This is a genomic window from Microcoleus sp. PH2017_08_TRC_O_A (assembly GCF_020738665.1).
In the GTDB taxonomy this organism is placed as follows: Bacteria; Cyanobacteriota; Cyanobacteriia; order Cyanobacteriales; family Microcoleaceae; genus Microcoleus.
In genome coordinates, this window is the sequence record NZ_JAEQCE010000003.1 from 14,853 (window position 1) to 32,088 (window position 17,236).

General features: G+C 44.4%; 14 protein-coding genes and 1 pseudogene. 10 read left to right on the forward strand and 5 right to left on the reverse strand.

The window, feature by feature from the left end; translation table 11 throughout:
* Positions 1–20 precede the first annotated feature (20 nt).
* The 3 genes from JGK22_RS01340 to tkt form a co-directional block, all read right to left on the reverse strand.
* Positions 21–467, reverse strand: a complete 447-nt coding sequence (locus JGK22_RS01340) for a response regulator (RefSeq protein ID WP_293155910.1) — start codon at positions 465–467, stop codon at positions 21–23.
* Between the two features lie 50 nt (positions 468–517).
* Positions 518–3,214 (reverse strand): PAS domain S-box protein, encoded by a 2,697-nt coding sequence (locus tag JGK22_RS01345; protein ID WP_293312185.1) that lies wholly within the window; start codon positions 3,212–3,214, stop codon positions 518–520.
* A gap of 417 nt (positions 3,215–3,631) precedes the next feature.
* Positions 3,632–5,647, reverse strand: a complete 2,016-nt coding sequence (gene tkt / locus JGK22_RS01350; protein ID WP_293312187.1) for a transketolase — start codon at positions 5,645–5,647, stop codon at positions 3,632–3,634.
* A 163-nt stretch (positions 5,648–5,810) separates the two neighbouring features.
* On the opposite strand from tkt, the gene JGK22_RS01355 reads away from it, so the two are divergent.
* The 6 genes from JGK22_RS01355 (at position 5,811) to JGK22_RS01380 (ending at position 11,343) form a co-directional block, all read left to right on the forward strand.
* Positions 5,811–5,993: a hypothetical protein gene (locus JGK22_RS01355; RefSeq protein ID WP_293312189.1), complete on the forward strand. Its 183-nt coding sequence runs from the start codon at positions 5,811–5,813 to the stop codon at positions 5,991–5,993.
* A 398-nt stretch (positions 5,994–6,391) separates the two neighbouring features.
* Positions 6,392–7,945, forward strand: a complete 1,554-nt coding sequence (lysS, locus tag JGK22_RS01360) for a lysine--tRNA ligase (protein ID WP_293312191.1) — start codon at positions 6,392–6,394, stop codon at positions 7,943–7,945.
* Positions 7,946–8,375: 430 nt separating this feature from the next.
* Positions 8,376–9,638 (forward strand): SufS family cysteine desulfurase, encoded by a 1,263-nt coding sequence (locus JGK22_RS01365; RefSeq protein ID WP_293175675.1) that lies wholly within the window; start codon positions 8,376–8,378, stop codon positions 9,636–9,638.
* A gap of 133 nt (positions 9,639–9,771) precedes the next feature.
* On the forward strand, positions 9,772–10,167 hold the full coding sequence (locus JGK22_RS01370) for a deaminase (protein ID WP_293204510.1): 396 nt from the start codon (positions 9,772–9,774) through the stop codon (positions 10,165–10,167).
* Positions 10,167–10,595, forward strand: coding sequence for an Imm1 family immunity protein (locus JGK22_RS01375; protein WP_293204513.1), 429 nt, complete (start codon positions 10,167–10,169; stop codon positions 10,593–10,595). The genes JGK22_RS01370 and JGK22_RS01375 overlap by 1 nt, the downstream gene beginning before the upstream one ends.
* Positions 10,596–10,710: 115 nt before the next feature.
* Entirely contained in the window at positions 10,711–11,343 is a 633-nt protein-coding gene (locus tag JGK22_RS01380) for a Uma2 family endonuclease (RefSeq protein WP_293204516.1), read from the forward strand.
* 175 nt (positions 11,344–11,518) lie between these two features.
* Here the strand turns inward: JGK22_RS01380 and JGK22_RS01385 are convergent, their stop codons facing one another.
* Entirely contained in the window at positions 11,519–12,346 is an 828-nt protein-coding gene (locus JGK22_RS01385; protein WP_293204519.1) for an SDR family oxidoreductase, read from the reverse strand.
* Between the two features lie 111 nt (positions 12,347–12,457).
* Here JGK22_RS01385 and JGK22_RS01390 point away from each other — a divergent pair, with 111 nt between their 5' ends.
* On the forward strand, positions 12,458–13,312 hold the full coding sequence (locus JGK22_RS01390; RefSeq protein ID WP_293175683.1) for a DUF1232 domain-containing protein: 855 nt from the start codon (positions 12,458–12,460) through the stop codon (positions 13,310–13,312).
* Positions 13,313–13,502: 190 nt separating this feature from the next.
* Here the strand turns inward: JGK22_RS01390 and JGK22_RS01395 are convergent, their stop codons facing one another.
* Positions 13,503–13,817: a zinc ribbon domain-containing protein gene (locus JGK22_RS01395; protein ID WP_293175685.1), complete on the reverse strand. Its 315-nt coding sequence runs from the start codon at positions 13,815–13,817 to the stop codon at positions 13,503–13,505.
* A 352-nt stretch (positions 13,818–14,169) separates the two neighbouring features.
* Between JGK22_RS01395 and JGK22_RS01400 the strand changes: the two genes are divergently transcribed.
* The 3 genes and pseudogenes from JGK22_RS01400 (at position 14,170) to JGK22_RS01410 (ending at position 17,219) form a co-directional block, all read left to right on the forward strand.
* Positions 14,170–14,751 (forward strand): hypothetical protein, encoded by a 582-nt coding sequence (locus tag JGK22_RS01400; RefSeq protein WP_293175687.1) that lies wholly within the window; start codon positions 14,170–14,172, stop codon positions 14,749–14,751.
* A gap of 366 nt (positions 14,752–15,117) precedes the next feature.
* The gene (locus tag JGK22_RS01405; RefSeq protein WP_293175689.1) at positions 15,118–15,591 is read left to right on the forward strand and encodes a TspO/MBR family protein; all 474 of its coding nucleotides are present in this window, start codon (positions 15,118–15,120) and stop codon (positions 15,589–15,591) included.
* A 346-nt stretch (positions 15,592–15,937) separates the two neighbouring features.
* Positions 15,938–17,219 (forward strand): annotated as a pseudogene (locus JGK22_RS01410) (transposase).
* The last annotated feature ends 17 nt before the right edge of the window (positions 17,220–17,236 follow it).

Here is a 17,236-nt window from a genome sequence, read left to right on the forward strand (position 1 = left end):
ATCAGCAAAGTATCTGTTGTTTAATTTAGAGGAAGTTTGACGACTGCGAGCCAGAATTCCTCAATTAACCTGACTACTTTAGTAAATTGTACGAAGTCTACAGGCTTAGTTATGTAACAGTTGGCGTGGAGCGAGTAGGACTTGGCAATATCCTCCGGAGCTGCTGAAGTGGTGAGAATCACTACAGGAATTAATTTTAAATTAGGGTCAGTTTTAATTTCTTCTAGCACTTCAACGCCACTTTTTTTGGGCAGATTCAAATCCAGCAAAATTAAATCAGGACGGGGTACGCCCAGGTAGGGTGCTGTTTTGTGTAAAAACTTGATTGCTTCAACTCCATCCTCCACAAAATGTAAGTTATTCAATATTTTACCCTGACCGAAGGCTTCTATTGCCAAATCGGCGTCGCTGGGCGAATCCTCAATCAGCAGAATCTCAACGGGTCTAACAGTGCTTCGATCGCTCATAACTGGCGTATCCTTTTGATTAGAGGAAAAAAAAATTGAACTTTGACCCTTCAGCTATTAATTATAGGAATAGTGAAGTAAAAAGTCGCTCCTTTTCCCTCCTGAGATTCCACCCAGATCCGCCCGCCATGGCGTTCCACAATCCGCTTGCACATCGCCAAACCTATGCCAGTACCGGAATATTCGCGGCGTCCGTGCAGGCGTTGAAAAATGATAAAAATGCGATCGGCATACTCAGGATCGATGCCAATGCCCCGATCGCGGACGCTGAACAGCCATTCGCCCTCTTGCCTTTGGGCAGCGATCTGAATGAACGGGATGTCTTCGCGGCAAAATTTGATGCCGTTGGCGATCAAATTTTGGAATAATTGCACCAGTTGAGATTCATCTGCCATCACCGTTGGCATCGCGTCGCAGGTGATGACAGCTTTTGTTTCGGCGATCGCAATTTGCAAATTGCACAAACTTTGCTTGACAGCAGCATTGCAGTCGGCTGGCTCAAACTCCTGACCCCTCGTTCCCAGTCGCGAATACGCCAACAAATCATTAATCAATTGTTGCATTCTGGTCGCGCCGTCAACAATATAATTAATATACTTATCGGCGCGATCGTCCAAATTTTCTTGATAGCGCTGGGCGAGTAATTGAGTGTAACTGGTAACGGCTCGGAGCGGTTCTTGCAAATCGTGGGAAGCCACATAAGCAAATTGTTCTAGTTCCTCGTTAGAACGCTTCAAATCTTCTGTAAGTTGCAGCATTTGCTCCTCTGCTTCTTTGCGGCCTGTAATGTTGTAAACCAACGCACAACAAGACAGCATATTCCCCAGATTGTCGAATACTGGACTGGTAGAAATATAAGTCCAAACATCTTTACCCTCCTTAGTTTTTAGTTGTACTTCACGTTTTTCACCAATAGCTTGCTGGCGCCAATCCACAGGATAGAGATTTGATGTTCTTTCCGGTTCGTCCGTGAAATCCAAAAGCGGTCTACCTAACATTTCTACTTCACTATAGCCAAGCATTCGTGCCATTGCGTGATTGACATAAGTCGTGAGGGAATTGCTGTCAATTACCCAAATACCTTCTTCTGCTAATTCAACTATTTGTCTGTACTTGAATTCGCTTTCCTGCAAGGCTCTTTCAGTTAGTTTGCGATCGGTGATATCTTTCATGAAACAGTGGTGACCGTTAAATGTCCCTTGGGCGTCGCAAGCTTTTACCAGAGTTATTTGCTTGTAAAAAAACGTTCCATTTTTCCGGACTCCTCTAGCTTCCACGTCTACTTTGCCAGAAATTAGCATCTCCTCATAAGCTGAGATTAGCATCTCAATATCATCAGGATGTACGGTGAGTATCCATTCCATACCGACCATTTCTTCGGGTTCGTAACCGCAGGTATGAGCGTAAGCTCGGTTAGCATTGACGTAGCGTCCCTCAATGTCCAGTCGCGAAATGCCTTCCACGGCATTTTGCAGGGCAATGGTGAGGTCGCGGAAATCTTTTTCAGCTTGTTTGCGATCGCTAATATCCTGACCGATACCCAAAAAACCGTTAATATTTCCGTTGTTGTCAAATAAGGCAGTCACAGACAGCAGTACCGGAAACCGCGAACCATCTTTGCGAATGTAACTCCATTCATTTTCGTCAGCTATTCCCCGACGCGCCCAGGCAACAAAAACCTCAAACTCCGGCTCTATTTTTACTCCCAATTCTTGAGAAAGAATTTCTGCTCTTTTGCCGACCTCCACAGGATCGTGAATGATTGCTAGCGTAAATTTTCCCACCACTTCTTCGGAGGAATAGCCTAAAAGTTTCTGGGCTGCCAGATTAAATGTTTTAATCGTACCGTCTGGTTCGGTAGAAATAATTGTGTAGTTAGGGCTATTAAGAATTGCATTTTGCAGTTGCGTCAATTCTAACAAAGTGAACGCAATTTTTTGTCTGTAGGCGATTTCTTTTTGCAATTTGTGGTTGTAAATTTCAATTTGAGCAGTGCGAGCGACTACTCGACGCTCCAGAGTTTCATTGAGCAGTCGATTTTCTTCTTCTACCTGCTTGCGTTCTGTAATATCAGTAATAGTAGCAACATAACTTTTAACCTTCCCATTTTCTCCGACTTGACCGACAGCTTGACCGAATACCCAACTGATTTTAGTGCGATCGATGCCTTGAAAGCGGTACTCAGATTTAAACGGCAATTTCTCGGCAGCGGCGCTGTACCATTGGTCAAAAACCCGCTGGCGGTCGTCTGGATGAATGCCTTGGAACCACCCTTTACCCAAAGCTTCATCGCAGCCCATTCCCGAAATTTGACACCAGCGCTCGTTGACATACAAGCAATCTCCTATAGCGTCTGCATAAAATATTCCCACCGGCGAAGCTTCAGTTAAGGTTTGATAGCGAGCTTCTGTTTCTCGGCGTTCGATGATTTCTTGTTGCAGTATGCGATCGATCATCCCTAATTGAGTTGGACTCAGAAGAGTTAATGCTTGGGGAACTAAAGGAATTAATGCAAAAGCCGTGTAAGCAGAAATCGCGGCGGTAATCATTTTTAGACAGCCAGAAACCCAATAAACAGGATGCCAAAGCGTCCAAACTTCCATTACATGAGTAGTACCGCAGGAGATAATAAAGGCGGCAAACAGCCAAAAAATGTTGCGAAATGGCAAGTCTTTTCGCTGACTGATAAAATAAATTAGGGATAGGGGTATTGAATAGTATGCCAGGGCAATTATCGAGTCTGACACTATATGCAGCGCGACAAGCTCTCGCTGCCAAAGGTAACAGTGGCCGTGAGGAATGTAATTCCCGATGAATAAGAGGTTATTTAAAACAGTCCACATGATAAAGAAATGGGTAATGGGGAATCGGGAATTGGGAATTGGGAATTGGTAATTGGTAATTGGGAATGGGTAATGGGGAATGGAAAATTTAACCCAATAACTTATAAGTTATCTCAAAATTCAAAAATCTACAGAAGACCGGGCGAAGGTCATTCGCGGCTACACAAACAAAACCCGCCTCCGCGGGTTGAAGTTTTATCTTTTTCCGTCTTCCTTCTTCCTTCTTCCGTCTTCCTTCTTCCGTCTTCCTTCTTCCTTCACCCATAAAAAAAGGGGCGAGCCCCAAGCCCGCCCCATCCAAAATTATGCTGCTGCTATTGATTAACCCAACAGCGCTTTAGCCTTAGCTACGACATTATCAACGGTGTAGCCAAACTTTTCTAGAGCAACGGGGCCTGGTGCAGAAGCGCCGAAGGTGTCGATGCTGATGCTGTCGCCTTCGGAACCCAAATAACGTCCCCAGCCGAAGCTAGAAGCTGCTTCAACTGCTAACCGTTTGGTAACAGCTTTTGGTAGTACAGATTCGCGGTAAGCGGCATCTTGCAAGTCGAACAATTCCCAGCAAGGCATCGAAACGACGCGGACTTTATTGCCTGCGGCGCGCAATTTTTCAGCGGCATCAACGCAGAGGTATGTTTCGCCACCGGTGCCGATTAAAATGATGTCGGGAGTGCCGCCGTCGTCGGACAAAATGTAAGCGCCTTTGGCTGTTCCTTCGATCGAGCTTCCGGCCAAATTGGGCAAGTTTTGACGAGACAAAGCCATCAAAGTGGGGCGTTTGGGGCTTTCAACTGCCACCTTGTAAGCACCGGATGTTTCGTTTCCATCCGCAGGGCGCATTACCAATAAATTGGGGATGGCGCGCAGGGAAGCGATGGTTTCGACTGGTTGGTGGGTGGGGCCGTCTTCGCCCAAGGCTACGGAGTCGTGAGTCATGACATAGATGACTCCGGCTTCGGAGAGTGCGGAGAGGCGAATTGCGCCGCGCATATAGTCGGCAAATACCAAGAATGTGGCGCAGTAAGGTATTAAGCCACCGTGGAGGAGCATACCATTGGCGATCGCGCCCATAGCGTGTTCCCGCACACCAAACCGCAGATTGCGTCCTTCGTATTGACCTTTTTGGAAATCTTTTTCACCCTTGAGCAAAGTCATGTTAGAAGATGCCAAGTCAGCGGAACCGCCGATCAATTCAGGTAGGACAGCAGCCAAAGCATTCAAACATTTTCCAGAATGATTCCGGCTGGAATCTGCCTTATCTTCCGGCTTGTAAGTCGGGAGAACTTTATCCCAACCTTCGGGAAGTGTGCCAGCAACGGTGCGCTCATATTCCGCTGCTTCTGCGGGATATTTTGCTTTATAATCAGCAAAAGCTTGATTCCATTCTTGCTCAGATTGAGCGCCGCGTTCAACTGCTTTGCGGAAGTGTGACAAAGCATCGCTAGGAATTTCAAACGGTGCGTGTTCCCACTTCAAGAAATCGCGAGTTGCTTTCACTTCATCGGTACCCAAAGCAGCACCGTGAGAACTGTAAGAATTGCGCTTGTTGGGAGAACCGTAACCAATGATGGTGCGGACTTTAATCATGGACGGTTTGTCCGTGACTTTTTTCGCTTCTTCAATAGCTTTGTGAACTGCTTCTAGGTTAGTATCGTTGTCTAGAGCAGTATTGTCTACTGTAATGACGTGCCAGTTGTAAGCTTCAAAACGCTTGCCGACATCTTCAGTAAAGGCCAAGCTAGTGTCGCCTTCAATGGAAATGTGATTGTCATCGTACAGGGCAATTAATTTGCCGAGTCCGAGGTGTCCAGCCAAGGAACAAGCTTCGCCGGAAATGCCTTCCATGTGGCAGCCGTCACCCATGATGACATAGGTGTAGTGGTCAACAATGGTGTTACCGGGCTTGTTAAACTTGGCAGCGAGGTGAGCTTCTGCCATTGCCAAACCGACGGCGTTAGCAATGCCTTGTCCCAGAGGGCCTGTAGTAACTTCTACGCCTTCGGTGACAAAGTTTTCTGGGTGTCCGGGGGTTTTGGATTCCCACTGACGGAATTGCTTGATGTCGTCGAGGCTGACGCTATCGTAGCCGGTCAAGTGCATGAGGGCGTACTGTAGCATACAGCCGTGGCCGGCCGAGAGGACGAAGCGATCGCGATTGAACCACTTGGGGTTTTTGGGGTTGAACCGCATAAACCGATCCCACAGCACGAAGGCCATAGGAGCAGCGCCCATCGGCAGTCCCGGGTGTCCTGATTTTGCTTTTTCTACCGCATCGATGGCGAGAAAGCGGATAGAGTTGATGCAGAGTTCTTCGAGTGATTGAGTTGCAACAGCCATAATTCTGGTTTTTATATGTTAAGAGAGAGTGTGTGTGATATCATATCGGGTCAATCGATCGTAATTCTTGTAGGGGCGGGTTCACCAATAATCCCCAATGAAAACCAGAGTTTTAGTAAACCCGCCCCGACCCAAATAGTACGATCGATCGACCGGACATGATATGTGTGGTCGATTGTGGCAGAGGTGCGATGAGTCGAGTTCGATCGCCCGCGTCTCTGCTGTTCAGTTTCTGTGGAACTGCCGTGAGGCTGCACTACATATCATCTCACCACTTGCGATCGACAGACAACTTAATTTTTTAAGGTTTCGCCCGCTTTGGCAGTTGACAGTTGGCAGTTGGTAGTTGGCAGTTGGCAGTTGGCAGTTGGCAGTTGGCAGTTGACAGTTGGCAGTTGAGAGTGGGAATCAAACCGTTTATCTGTAAGGAGTTTAGTTTTTTTTTGTGAGATTATTTACGTCTGCGCCGGATGTGGCGGTTGCGATCGCAGATGTTAGTCAACAGTTAAGGCACGCCTGACGATCGCAAGTGTATCTTAGTTGTTTGAAAAATTCATCCCTGTTGCGCGGTTATGATAAAGTCTAGTGTTTCTCACATTTTGCAGCTTGGTCAGGAACAGGCAAGATGCTTGTCCCACAAAGAGTGAATTTTCTGGTGGGGTGAGCAGGCGAGCCCGCCCGGAGCGCCAGCACGAGAATAGTGCAAGATGTAAGATATTGGTAATTTTAACCAGGCAATAAGTAATGACTCTGAGTGAAGCCGAAGTCCGCAGTCAAAAAGTAGAAGAACTGCGATCGCAAGGCATAGAACCGTATCCTAGCCAATCCTACGCGCGATCGCACACAGCCCAACAAGTTCGCGAAATATTTAGTCAGCCGGGAAAAGAACTCGCCAACGGAGAAAGCGATCCCGAAGAAATTTCCCTGCGATTAGCAGGCCGGATTATTTCCAAGCGAGACAGCGGCAAAATTGGTTTCATCGATTTAAAAGACGCCACAGACAAAATTCAACTCAAAATCGAGAAAGCAATCGTCACCGGTGAAGTCGGTTTGAGCTTTGAACAAATTAAAAAATTGCTTGATATCGGCGATTTTGTCGGCGTCCAAGGTATTGGCTGCCGCACGCCACGGGGAGAACTTTCTATTTTAGTGCGGGAATTCACCCTTTTATCAAAAGCTACAATCCAATTTCCCGATGCTTATTACGGCATTAACGACCCCGAAGTTTGCCGCCGCCACCGCGAAATGGATTTGGCTAGCAACCAAGATGCGCTCAACCGTTTCATGGTGCGTAGCCGCATCGTACAAAGTATCCGTTCCTATCTCTGGAAAGCAGATTTTTACGAGATAGAAACGCCAACGCTGCAAGCTATTTACGGCGGTGCTGCTGCTAAGCCATTCATTACGCACCACAATGCTTTGGAAGTAGACTTATATTTGCGAGTGGCACCGGAATTGTTCTTAAAAAGAGCTATTTGCGGCGGCTTCGAGCGAGTATTTGAACTAGGAAAAGCCTTTAGAAATGAGGGTATTGACAGCACTCACAATCCCGAGTTTACCTCCTTAGAAGTTTACCAAGCCTATGCAGATGTGTTCGACATTTTAACAGTTGTCGAAGATGTGATGTGTTTTGCGGCGGCGGCTGTCTTTGGAGATGTCGTGGAAATTGAAAATCAGGGAGAAACCATCAGTTTAGAGCGCAAGTTCGACTACAGCGACAAATATCCCGGTTTCAGCGGGAAACACTGGCAAGTTAAAACGATGGTGGAAGCTGTCAGAGACGAGTTTGGGCTGGATTTTGACAGTTTGGACTTGGAAAGTGCGATCGGCTCTGCAAGCAAGCTAGAACTGCATCTGTCAAAGTTAGAACAACAAAGTTTAGGCTACGTCTTGTACGCAGTTTTTGACAAATTAGTTGTTCCCAAACTAATTCAACCGACATTCATCATCGACTATCCCGTCGAAGTCAGTCCCTTAGCCAAAGGACACCGCAGCAAACCGGGATTTGTCGAACGTTTCGAGCTATTTATTAATGGCACAGAATACTCAAATGGATTCTCAGAATTGAACGATCCGAAAGAGCAAAGAAAGCGCTTTGAAGAACAGCTAGCGCAGAAAAATGCAGGCGACGACGAAGCGCATCCCATGGATGAAGACTTCATCCAAGCGCTATCTTTGGGAATGCCGAATTGTGCGGGAATGGGCATCGGCGTAGATAGATTGGTGATGCTTTTAACTAATACTCAAAGCATCCGAGATGCCGTAATGTTCCCGACAATGCGGCCAGTGAAAGATTAGTCAAATTTTGTAGGTGGTGTCTTGATTTATCAAGATTATAGCCCTTCTCAGATAGGTGAGGTACGTTGTTGGGCTTTAGCCCTCTTAGTGTATTATATAAGCTGTCAGTCATACCTCATCTTTTAGAGAAAAGCTCTAGTTAGACTCGAAAGGCTTTTGGATTTTCAAATCCCAAAATCCAAATTGACTTTTCCCCCTCAAAGCCGTGTCCGATCAATTAACCGCAGTAAGATTCGTTTGTAGTGCGGACTTCAGTCCGCAGCCAAAAAGCGGAATTAATTAAAGTACGTTGTTGGGCTTTAGCCCTCTTTAGACATATATAAAAAGGGCTAAAGCCCAACAACGTACCTATTGATGCAAAAAATCGTTTAAAATGGAATTGCGCCCTAATCTTGCAAAAAAATAACTTCTCATTGTTAACTCAGAAAATATGACACTTATTCAAGAAAAAACTCTAGCCTCAAAAGTTCGCGCCGACTTCCCCATTTTGACGCAAAAAGTCAACGGTAAACCGCTAATTTATTTAGACAACGCAGCGACTTCCCAAAAACCCCTAGCTGTACTCAACGCTTGGCGCGATTACTACGAACAATACAATGCCAACGTCCACCGCGGCGCCCACACTCTCAGCGCCAAAGCAACTGATGCTTACGAAGGTGCGAGAGACAAAGTTGCAGCATTTATCAATGCAGCATCGCGACAAGAAATTGTTTACACTCGCAACGCCACGGAAGCAATTAATTTAGTTGCTTATTCTTGGGGTTTAAGCAATCTGCAAGCGGGAGATGAAATTATCCTGTCGGTGATGGAACACCACAGCAATCTCGTTCCCTGGCAAATGATTGCTCAAAAAACTGGTGCGGTGTTAAAGTTTGTAGAGTTGACTGCAACTTACGAGTTTGATTTGGAACAGTTTAAAACGCTGGTTTCCCACAAAACTAAGTTGGTATCTGTGGTTCACGTTTCCAATACTTTAGGCTGCATCAATCCAGTCAAAGAAATATGCAAAATTGCCCACAGTTTCGGCGCCAAAGTTTTAATTGATGCTTGCCAAAGCGTGCCGCACATGGTAGTAGACGTGCAAGCAATGGATTGCGATTGGCTGGTTGCTTCCGGCCACAAAATGTGCGCTCCGACTGGTATCGGTTTTCTGTACGGTAAACTAAACTTGCTGAGAGAAATGCCTCCGTTTTTCGGCGGCGGCGAGATGATTGCTGATGTGTTTCTCGAATATTCCACCTATGCTGATTTGCCGCACAAGTTTGAGGCGGGGACTCCGGCAATCGGTGAGGCGATCGCCCTTGGTGCTGCGATCGACTATCTTAGTAACATAGGCATGGATCGGATTCACGCTTGCGAAGCCGACTTGACGGCTTATCTCTTCCAACAGTTGCGGCAAATTCCCGAGATCAAAATCTACGGGCCACAACCAGACAGCAACGGCGAAGGTAGGGCAGCGCTAGCATCATTTAGCGCCGGAGAACTTCACCCTCAAGACTTGTCCACCATGTTGGATGCGGAGGGGGTCGCGATTCGTTCCGGGCATCACTGCACGCAAGCTTTGCACCGCTATTTGAACATTTCATCTACTGCACGGGCGAGTGTGTATTTTTACAATACCCATGAGGAGATTGATGTGTTTGTCAAAGCCTTGAAAGAGACGATCGACTTTTTTGGTGAGATGATGGGGTAATTTGGTGAGGTGGGCTTTTGCCCACCCCCTAGTAATATGATAAATCTCAGATTCGCAATCCCAAATCCCAAAACCAGAACGTAACATGGTAAAATTGGGCTGTCAACCCAAAGGAAAGGCAAAAATATAAAGTGTGTTAGATGAACTAGGTGCATATAGACAAAGCCTAGGTTTACCACCGGCTGGCAGCGAAACCGATAAATCAACCATAGCTAAAGTAGAAATAGCGGGTAAAAGTTTTTTTGGCATCAACTCTGGCAGCAACCCCAATCGTCGGCAAATAACCTTTAATGTCAATCCTATCACCAAAACCCACGCTGAAGCCGATGCTTTTCAACAAGCAGCCGATGCGGGAATTAGAGGAGGTAAAGCACGTTTGATTTGCGATCGTGAACTTTGTGCCGCCTGCGGCTTAAGAGGTGGAGTAAACTCTATGGCTTGGCAGTTAAATATAGAAGAATTAGAAATTATTACTCCCAGTGGAAGTAAGACAATAACCATTAAACCGCCAAATACAAGGAGGCAATAATGTTTGTATTAAACCTGTCAGCAGAAAATTGGGTTGGCAACCAGGATGAAGGTAATTTAATAAAAAGTCCTACTTGGAATCAAATAGAACAAGCCATTCGCGAGTTGAATGGGAAAACTAAAACTTTAGTTACCTTGGGTGCAGATGACGAGTCTTATATGAGCATTGGTGGTGGTGAATTCGGCAAATATATTGTTAACATAACTTTTGATAACGTTAGCTTCTATAATTTAGTAGAGCCATCAAAACCAGATGCAATAGAAAAGCTAGTTGTCGGCGGACAAGAAGGCAATTATTCCGCCAAAATGTGTGTGAATTTAGAGACTGCACTGTTGGCAGCCCAAACATTTACAGCATCAGGAGAACTTCAAAAATCGCTGTCTTGGGAAGAAGAGAAAGAATTAGCGGTGTCATCAAATAAGATTTAATACAACCCGCGTTCATTCGCGTGCATCCGCGGCTCAAAAAAGAACGCTTTTTGGGAACTAACTTTGCCCGTGCTACAATAAAACCAGAGTTTTCTCAGCTCAAGGAGATTTTGAGATGATTGCTACCACTTCAAGTTTAGCCGAACAGAGAACCCTGCTAGAAAATATTAGCTGGTCAACCTTTGAAACCTTGCTCAAAGAAATAGGCGATAAGCGAGGTTATCGCATAGCTTACGATGAAGGGAGACTGGAAATTATGGCGCCATTATTTGAACATGAGAACTACAAGAGCAATTTCGGTAATTTCATCATTGCTTTAGCAGAAGAACTCGACATTGAAATTAAAAGTGCTGGCTCAACTACTCTCAAACTCAAAAATGCTAAAAAAGGCATAGAACCAGATAACTGTTATTATATCCCAAATGAACCAGCAGTTAGAGGTAGGCAAGAACTAGACTTAGAAACTGCCCCACCGCCAGATTTAGCCATTGAAATAGATATTACCAGCAGTTCAATTAATAAGTTTGCCATTTACTCAGCACTTGGAGTCCCGGAACTCTGGCTATATAACGGGCGAGTTTTGAAATTTTATCAGTTGGTAGAAACAGAATATATTGAGCGCGACTTTAGTATTGCTTTTCCCTTTGTATCAGCAGCGGAAATGGCTATTTTTTTCACTCGCACTCAAACGATGGGGGAAATTGCTTTGCTGAAATCTTTTAGGACTTGGGTTAAAGGGAAAATATAGCATCAGGAATTACGGACAAACTGGCTTTTATTGTGGCGAGTTGGCAAGATCGTGTCCGCAGTCAGTAGCACGATAAAATAGGTTTGTAGTAAGGACTTTAGTCCTCTTTAAACTATGAGGACTAAAGTCCTCACTACGAACTTTATAACGGCGGACACGATCTAAATTTAGATAATTAAAACTCACTAATTTCAGGATGGATAAACTGATAGCCAGCCGCCTTAATTTTTTGATTCGATACCCTCGCATTATAAGGCCGCACGCTGCTCACAGATGTATCCCAAGTAGCTTTCGGTAGATTGTGAGTTTCAAAAATGCGATCGACTAATTCGCGACTGGATAGCGACACATCCCCGACTAAATTGTAAATCCCCTGCAATCGATTGTCCAATGCAAAGGTCAATCCCCCAACAATATCATCTCGATGCACCCAATTTGTCGCATCTTCCCCGGCGCCCGGACGAGTTGTCCCAGCCCAACGTCCAAAGATTTTAACTAATTCTCGCCCGGGCCCGTAAATGCCACCCAAACGGAGAATGCAAACTTGCAGGTTTGGATTCGATGCTGCTAATAAAACTCGTTCGGTTTCGGCGAGAATTTCACCGTTGGGATTGGCGGGCGCGACGGGTGATTCTTCGTTTACCAGTTTACCTTGACAGTCGCCGTACACAGAATAAGTACCCGTATAAATCACCTGCTTGACTGTCGGTATCTGCTGTAAAACTGATACCAAAGTTGTCGCAGTCTCTAAGTAACTTTCCCGATAAGCATCAGCATTTGGAGCACCGACGCACAGCATAACAGCATCTTGGTCTTGCAGTAAACTCGCGATCGCACCTGCATCATTTCCCTTAAGCACAACTACCCGCTGGGCGACACCCTCCAATTCACTAACTCGGCTCGCCGTCGTAGTTGTCGCCGTCACGGTACAATCAGACTTACCTTGTAAATGTCGGGCTGTCGCAGTACCCACATAACCGCAGCCGACGATCGCAACTTTCATCAAAAATTCTCCATTTTGTCCTAGCCTCTAAGATTATTGCCGGTTTTTGCGAAGATTCGAGGTCAGGTTTGTGGTACGATCGAGATCGTCGCGAGCGATCCCAGTTGCATCATGTCCGAACAAGATATTTTTGCTACATCTTCAGAAACCGAACTTTTAGCTTTTTACGGTTCTTTATTTGCGATCGCAGCCGCCGACGGTTCTGTTGATATTGACGAACTAAATTTGTTGTTTAAAACCATAAATTTAGACAAGTTTTCGGATTCAGCCAAGGCTCAAATCCAATCCTACACAGCGACTCCACCATCTCTGGGCGACTGTTTGCAAACTCTCAGTCAGTCAAAAGAACCGCTGCGCTTGGGAGTCATGTATTTTTTGATCGGCATTGCTTTGGCAAATAATACCCTGCATCCCACAGAAAGCGAGGCGATTCAATCCGCGAAAAAAATGCTCGCAGTTTCCGATTTGCAAATTCAAGCCATGCAAGAATTCATCGCAGACATGAAACAAATACAGGAGGCTGCGCCCAAAAAAAATCAAGCATCAGCATCATTTAATACTGCCGTTTCCCAGCTCAAAAATAAGGGCATTCCTCTCGATTTAATCGACCCCAAAAGAACCACCATAAACCTCAGCAATCCGCAACCAGATTATTCCGATGAAAGTTTTTGGGCAAAACTTAAAAAATTTGCTTTAAGCGCTGGCCGAGAAGTAGTTGAAAAAGCTTTGACGCTTTATTACACTGCTCAAAATCCCAACGTACCGGCTTGGGCTAAAACCGTTGTTGTGGGAGCTTTGACCTATTTTATATCTCCGGTTGATGCGATTCCAGATATATTAGTCGGTGTCGGATTTACAGATGATTTGGGGGTGTTGCTGGCGGCGATAGCGACTGTTTCAGTATACATTAATGCTGAAACTAAAGCACAAGCACAGCAGAAAATGAGTGATTGGTTTGGTAAATAATCTTATCAGGTTTGTAGTAAGGACTTTAGTCCTGCTAAACTTAAAAATTAAGAAGGACTGAAGTCCTCACTACGAACTTTTAAGAAGGACTGAAGTCCTCACTACGAACTTTTAAGAAGGACTGAAGTCCTGACTACGAACTTTTAAGAAGGACTGAAGTCCTCACTACGAACTTAGTGATTGTGGATTCTCAGTCTTTCAGCGGCTTACCTTCTCGATTGATAATACGGCTTTCACCATCTTTAGCCGTGACATTTTCATAAACCCCTTCATCTCGCTTCACATACTTGCTGAAGCCCTGATTTTTGTAATCAGTGTCGGATGTCGGCTTCATCAACCTCGGAGCGCTCAGCATTCGGCGTACCGGAGTATCTCCAGGAGTATCCCCAAGTTCGCACTTAGCCAACTCGCATAGTTGGGCCCAAGTCGAAACTTCCAGGTTCATGCTGTGCGAAACTTCTAACTGCTGGTTGTTTGTGGGACAAAAATAATCGTATACAGGCATACTAAGAATCTCGCTTGCAACTACTAAAATTACTAATTGCACGGTAACAGTGAGTATTATAACTCAAAATTACTAACAATTCAAGCCAAAAAAGCAAAGTTTACTATTTTTAATGGTTGTTGAAACAGCAAATCAGCTATATTATTAACCCTGTGCAGTTGCTCCCGAATGCGATCGAGACCAAGCCCAATACTACGCTACCCTGAAATCCTCTGACTCGATCGACGGCTAGCAAATGCCCCCAAGACTTCTCTGAATGCCGTCAAAGGATTTATCGTCATTTCAGACTGCGCCCAAACTACTGATTTTAAGTTTCAAGTGTATTCATCTATTCACCAGTGAGGATTTACCGATGAGCGATTTCAAAGTTACGCCAGAAGTGGAGCTGAATACAGCTCAAATGTTGGAGCGATACCAACTACAAGATGAGACTATTCTGCGGCGTTGGGCAAAACTGCACGGCATCAACAGCACTCGCGGTTTCTTCTATCCTAGTGAAGTAGATTTGATGGATCACGCTCACCATCACCTCTACAATTTGGGAATGAGTGTTGCTGAGTATCAAAGTCTTTTAGACCGGCGCCGCAGCCATTCTCAGACATCAGGGGATCAAAATAAAACAGTAGCAAGTCAAGTTGCTGATGAAGCATACGATGCCATAGAAATGCTGACAGATCAGTATTCAGAAGCTATTGATTTAATGGGAGAACGTATAGCAGATCATTTCATCGATGAACTCGATTTATCTGTGATGCGACACCTTTCTCAAAAAGTTAAAGATCGTCGCACACTCAACGGCCAAACTAAAAAACCCAACCGTTTTCTCCAAGTAATTAAAGCTGTGTTGCAACCGAGCAGTGAAAATACGCTTCTGGTTCCCAGAAAAGATGATGACTCTAGTTTAGAATTAGAACACCATCACCGGCTCGGCTAGCGGATTGATTTGCAAGGCTAAGCGCTACTTGTCGCGGTAAGGTGCGCGTCGCGCACCCTACATAATTAGGTTATGTTTCCGGGATTGTGAAGGCAATAAACTTGCTGTTTTTAACCAAGAAGAATGGGTTTAGAGCCTCCTCCTTCGAGGGAGAAATAAAACAAAATTATTCACTGTTTCATTCCTAGGACTTATAGGTAGAGGTCGCTCTCCAACTGTCAACTGTCAACTGTCAACTGTCAACTGTTGAACAGCCTAATTTACCTTGCAATTATCAATTTAAGACTGGAGAGAGATGTGCTTTGCCTCGGAATTACCTAAAATATAGGTTTAATTGAAACAGTTAATCTAGCTAAAGGTAGAGAAATGATTAAATCATGGATGGTAATTGGAGCAGTCGTCTTGATAGTAGCTTTGGCGATTAACAGAATTTCGACCAGTGACATCCAATGGTTCAACCGATTAGTGCGTCCGAGATGGCTAAAAATTGAAGCAGCAATTCCTATAATTTGGACAGTAATTTTTATTTGTGGAGCTTGGTCAGCAGTGATTGTTTGGGAGCAAGCACCGGGAACTCAGGAGACTTGGTTGAGAATGGGTTTGTACCTGCTTTTAGAAATAGTAACTATGTCTTATACGTCGGTTATGTGCAAAGTTAGGAGCCTCAAAGTCGGTACGATAATCGGCGGAACTGGCGCAATTTTAAGCGTGCTGCTAGCTTTGAGCGTGTTGGCTGCTTCTGAATCAGCGACCTTGTTATTGCTGCCTTACATACTCTGGAGTCCGATCGGCACTTACACGACTTGGGCGATGATGCACCTCAATCCGGCGGATGTTTAATTGATAGAAGTCCGAGGGAAGTCGGAAGAAGGAAAAGGGAAAAGGGAAAAGGGAAAGATTTTTAGGGTGTGTCGCCATCAACAATTTTTATATTCAATCGACAATCTCACACTGAGGGTTGTCTTATAACTGTTGAAGCTCCCTGGTGCGTCGCTATTAGATTGTCGGTCTTTTTTGAAGATTGGCTATGGCGACACACCTTACGGAAAACTTAAAAATCCCAAATCCAAAATGGTATTATAAAACTTCATTAAGTTTGCAAGCAATAGTAAGCAATGGTAGTATCATATAGTCAGAAGGTCAACAAGCGAGAATTATAGCGATCGTTAAAAAATGGAGAGTCTAAATGCAACTAGCAGAGAGACACATCATTAAATCCACCGAACACCGTTTTATTGAAATTGATGTACTAGCCTTTAAATCCAAAAATTTGTATAACGCCGCTAACTACATTATCCGTCAAAGTTTTGTTTACGGATGGGGTTATATCAATTACAACGAAATGAATCGTTTGATGAAATCTCATCAAGCATACAAAGAATTGCCAGCCAAGGTAAGTCAACAAATATTAATGATATTAGACAAAAATTGGAAGTCTTTTTTTGAAGCAGTCAAAGCTTACAAAAATAACCCCACAAAATTTAGCGGTCGCCCGAAATTACCGAAGTACAAAGATAAAGTCAAGGGTCGGAATATTCTAGTCTATACGATTCAAGCCATTAGTAGCAAGGAACTCAAGAAAGGAATTATCAAGCTTTCCGGTACTAATATTTTAATTAAAACCCAGGTCAAACCAGAGAAAATTTGTCAAATTAGATTAGTGCCAAAATGTGATTCCTATGTAATTGAGGTAATTTACAATGCCTGTACTCAGCCGGAGCCCACCATCGAAAACAAAAAAGAATTAGTAGGTAGTATCGATTTAGGATTGAATAATTTAGTAGCGCTAACTTCAAATCAGCCGGGGTTTGTCCCTTTACTGATAAACGGGCGACCACTCAAATCAATTAATCAATTCTACAACAAACGTAAAGCACAACTGCAATCTCAATTAAAAGGAAACCGCTGCTCGTCATCACGTCTTGGGCGCCTAACTCGTTGCCGCCATCAAAAAGTTGATAATTACTTGCATCATACCAGTCGCCAGATAATCAATCTGCTCGCATCACAAAAGATAGGGATGCTAGTAATTGGCAAAAACTTACAATGGAAAAATGAGATTAATTTAGGCAAGAGAACCAATCAAAACTTTGTCAATATTCCTCATGCTCGGCTAATTGAAATGTTGAAATACAAAGCTGAATTGGTTGGAATAAAGGTAATAGAGCAAGAGGAATCCTATACTTCCAAATCGAATTTTCTGAATTTAGATCCAATTCCTGTCTACGGAAATATTGGATCTCAGGATGTCACATTTAGCGGTTCGCGAATTAAGAGAGGATTGTACAAAACGTCGTTGGGTCGATTGATTAATGCCGATGTTAATGGGTCTTATAATATCTTAAGAAAAGCAATCCCAAATGCTTTTAGCACTCTTGATAGGGAGCTGTGTAGCTCAGCCGAGGCGGGTTAATCCGCTCAAAGTGAAAGCGAAAGGGGAGGGACTCAATGCCTCCCATGTCATGTAATAGATGACTATACTTTT

Bases quoted from the DNA above. Each gene is read 5' to 3' on its own strand.
- JGK22_RS01340 (WP_293155910.1), bottom strand. From the start codon at position 467: ATGAGCGATCGAAGCACTGTTAGACCCGTTGAGATTCTGCTGATTGAG.
- tkt (WP_293312187.1), bottom strand. From the start codon at position 5,647: ATGGCTGTTGCAACTCAATCACTCGAAGAACTCTGCATCAACTCTATC.
- JGK22_RS01355 (WP_293312189.1), top strand. From the start codon at position 5,811: ATGTGTGGTCGATTGTGGCAGAGGTGCGATGAGTCGAGTTCGATCGCC.
- lysS (WP_293312191.1), top strand. From the start codon at position 6,392: ATGACTCTGAGTGAAGCCGAAGTCCGCAGTCAAAAAGTAGAAGAACTG.
- JGK22_RS01365 (WP_293175675.1), top strand. From the start codon at position 8,376: ATGACACTTATTCAAGAAAAAACTCTAGCCTCAAAAGTTCGCGCCGAC.
- JGK22_RS01375 (WP_293204513.1), top strand. From the start codon at position 10,167: ATGTTTGTATTAAACCTGTCAGCAGAAAATTGGGTTGGCAACCAGGAT.
- JGK22_RS01380 (WP_293204516.1), top strand. From the start codon at position 10,711: ATGATTGCTACCACTTCAAGTTTAGCCGAACAGAGAACCCTGCTAGAA.
- JGK22_RS01385 (WP_293204519.1), bottom strand. From the start codon at position 12,346: ATGAAAGTTGCGATCGTCGGCTGCGGTTATGTGGGTACTGCGACAGCC.
- JGK22_RS01390 (WP_293175683.1), top strand. From the start codon at position 12,458: ATGTCCGAACAAGATATTTTTGCTACATCTTCAGAAACCGAACTTTTA.
- JGK22_RS01395 (WP_293175685.1), bottom strand. From the start codon at position 13,817: ATGCCTGTATACGATTATTTTTGTCCCACAAACAACCAGCAGTTAGAA.
- JGK22_RS01400 (WP_293175687.1), top strand. From the start codon at position 14,170: ATGAGCGATTTCAAAGTTACGCCAGAAGTGGAGCTGAATACAGCTCAA.
- JGK22_RS01405 (WP_293175689.1), top strand. From the start codon at position 15,118: ATGATTAAATCATGGATGGTAATTGGAGCAGTCGTCTTGATAGTAGCT.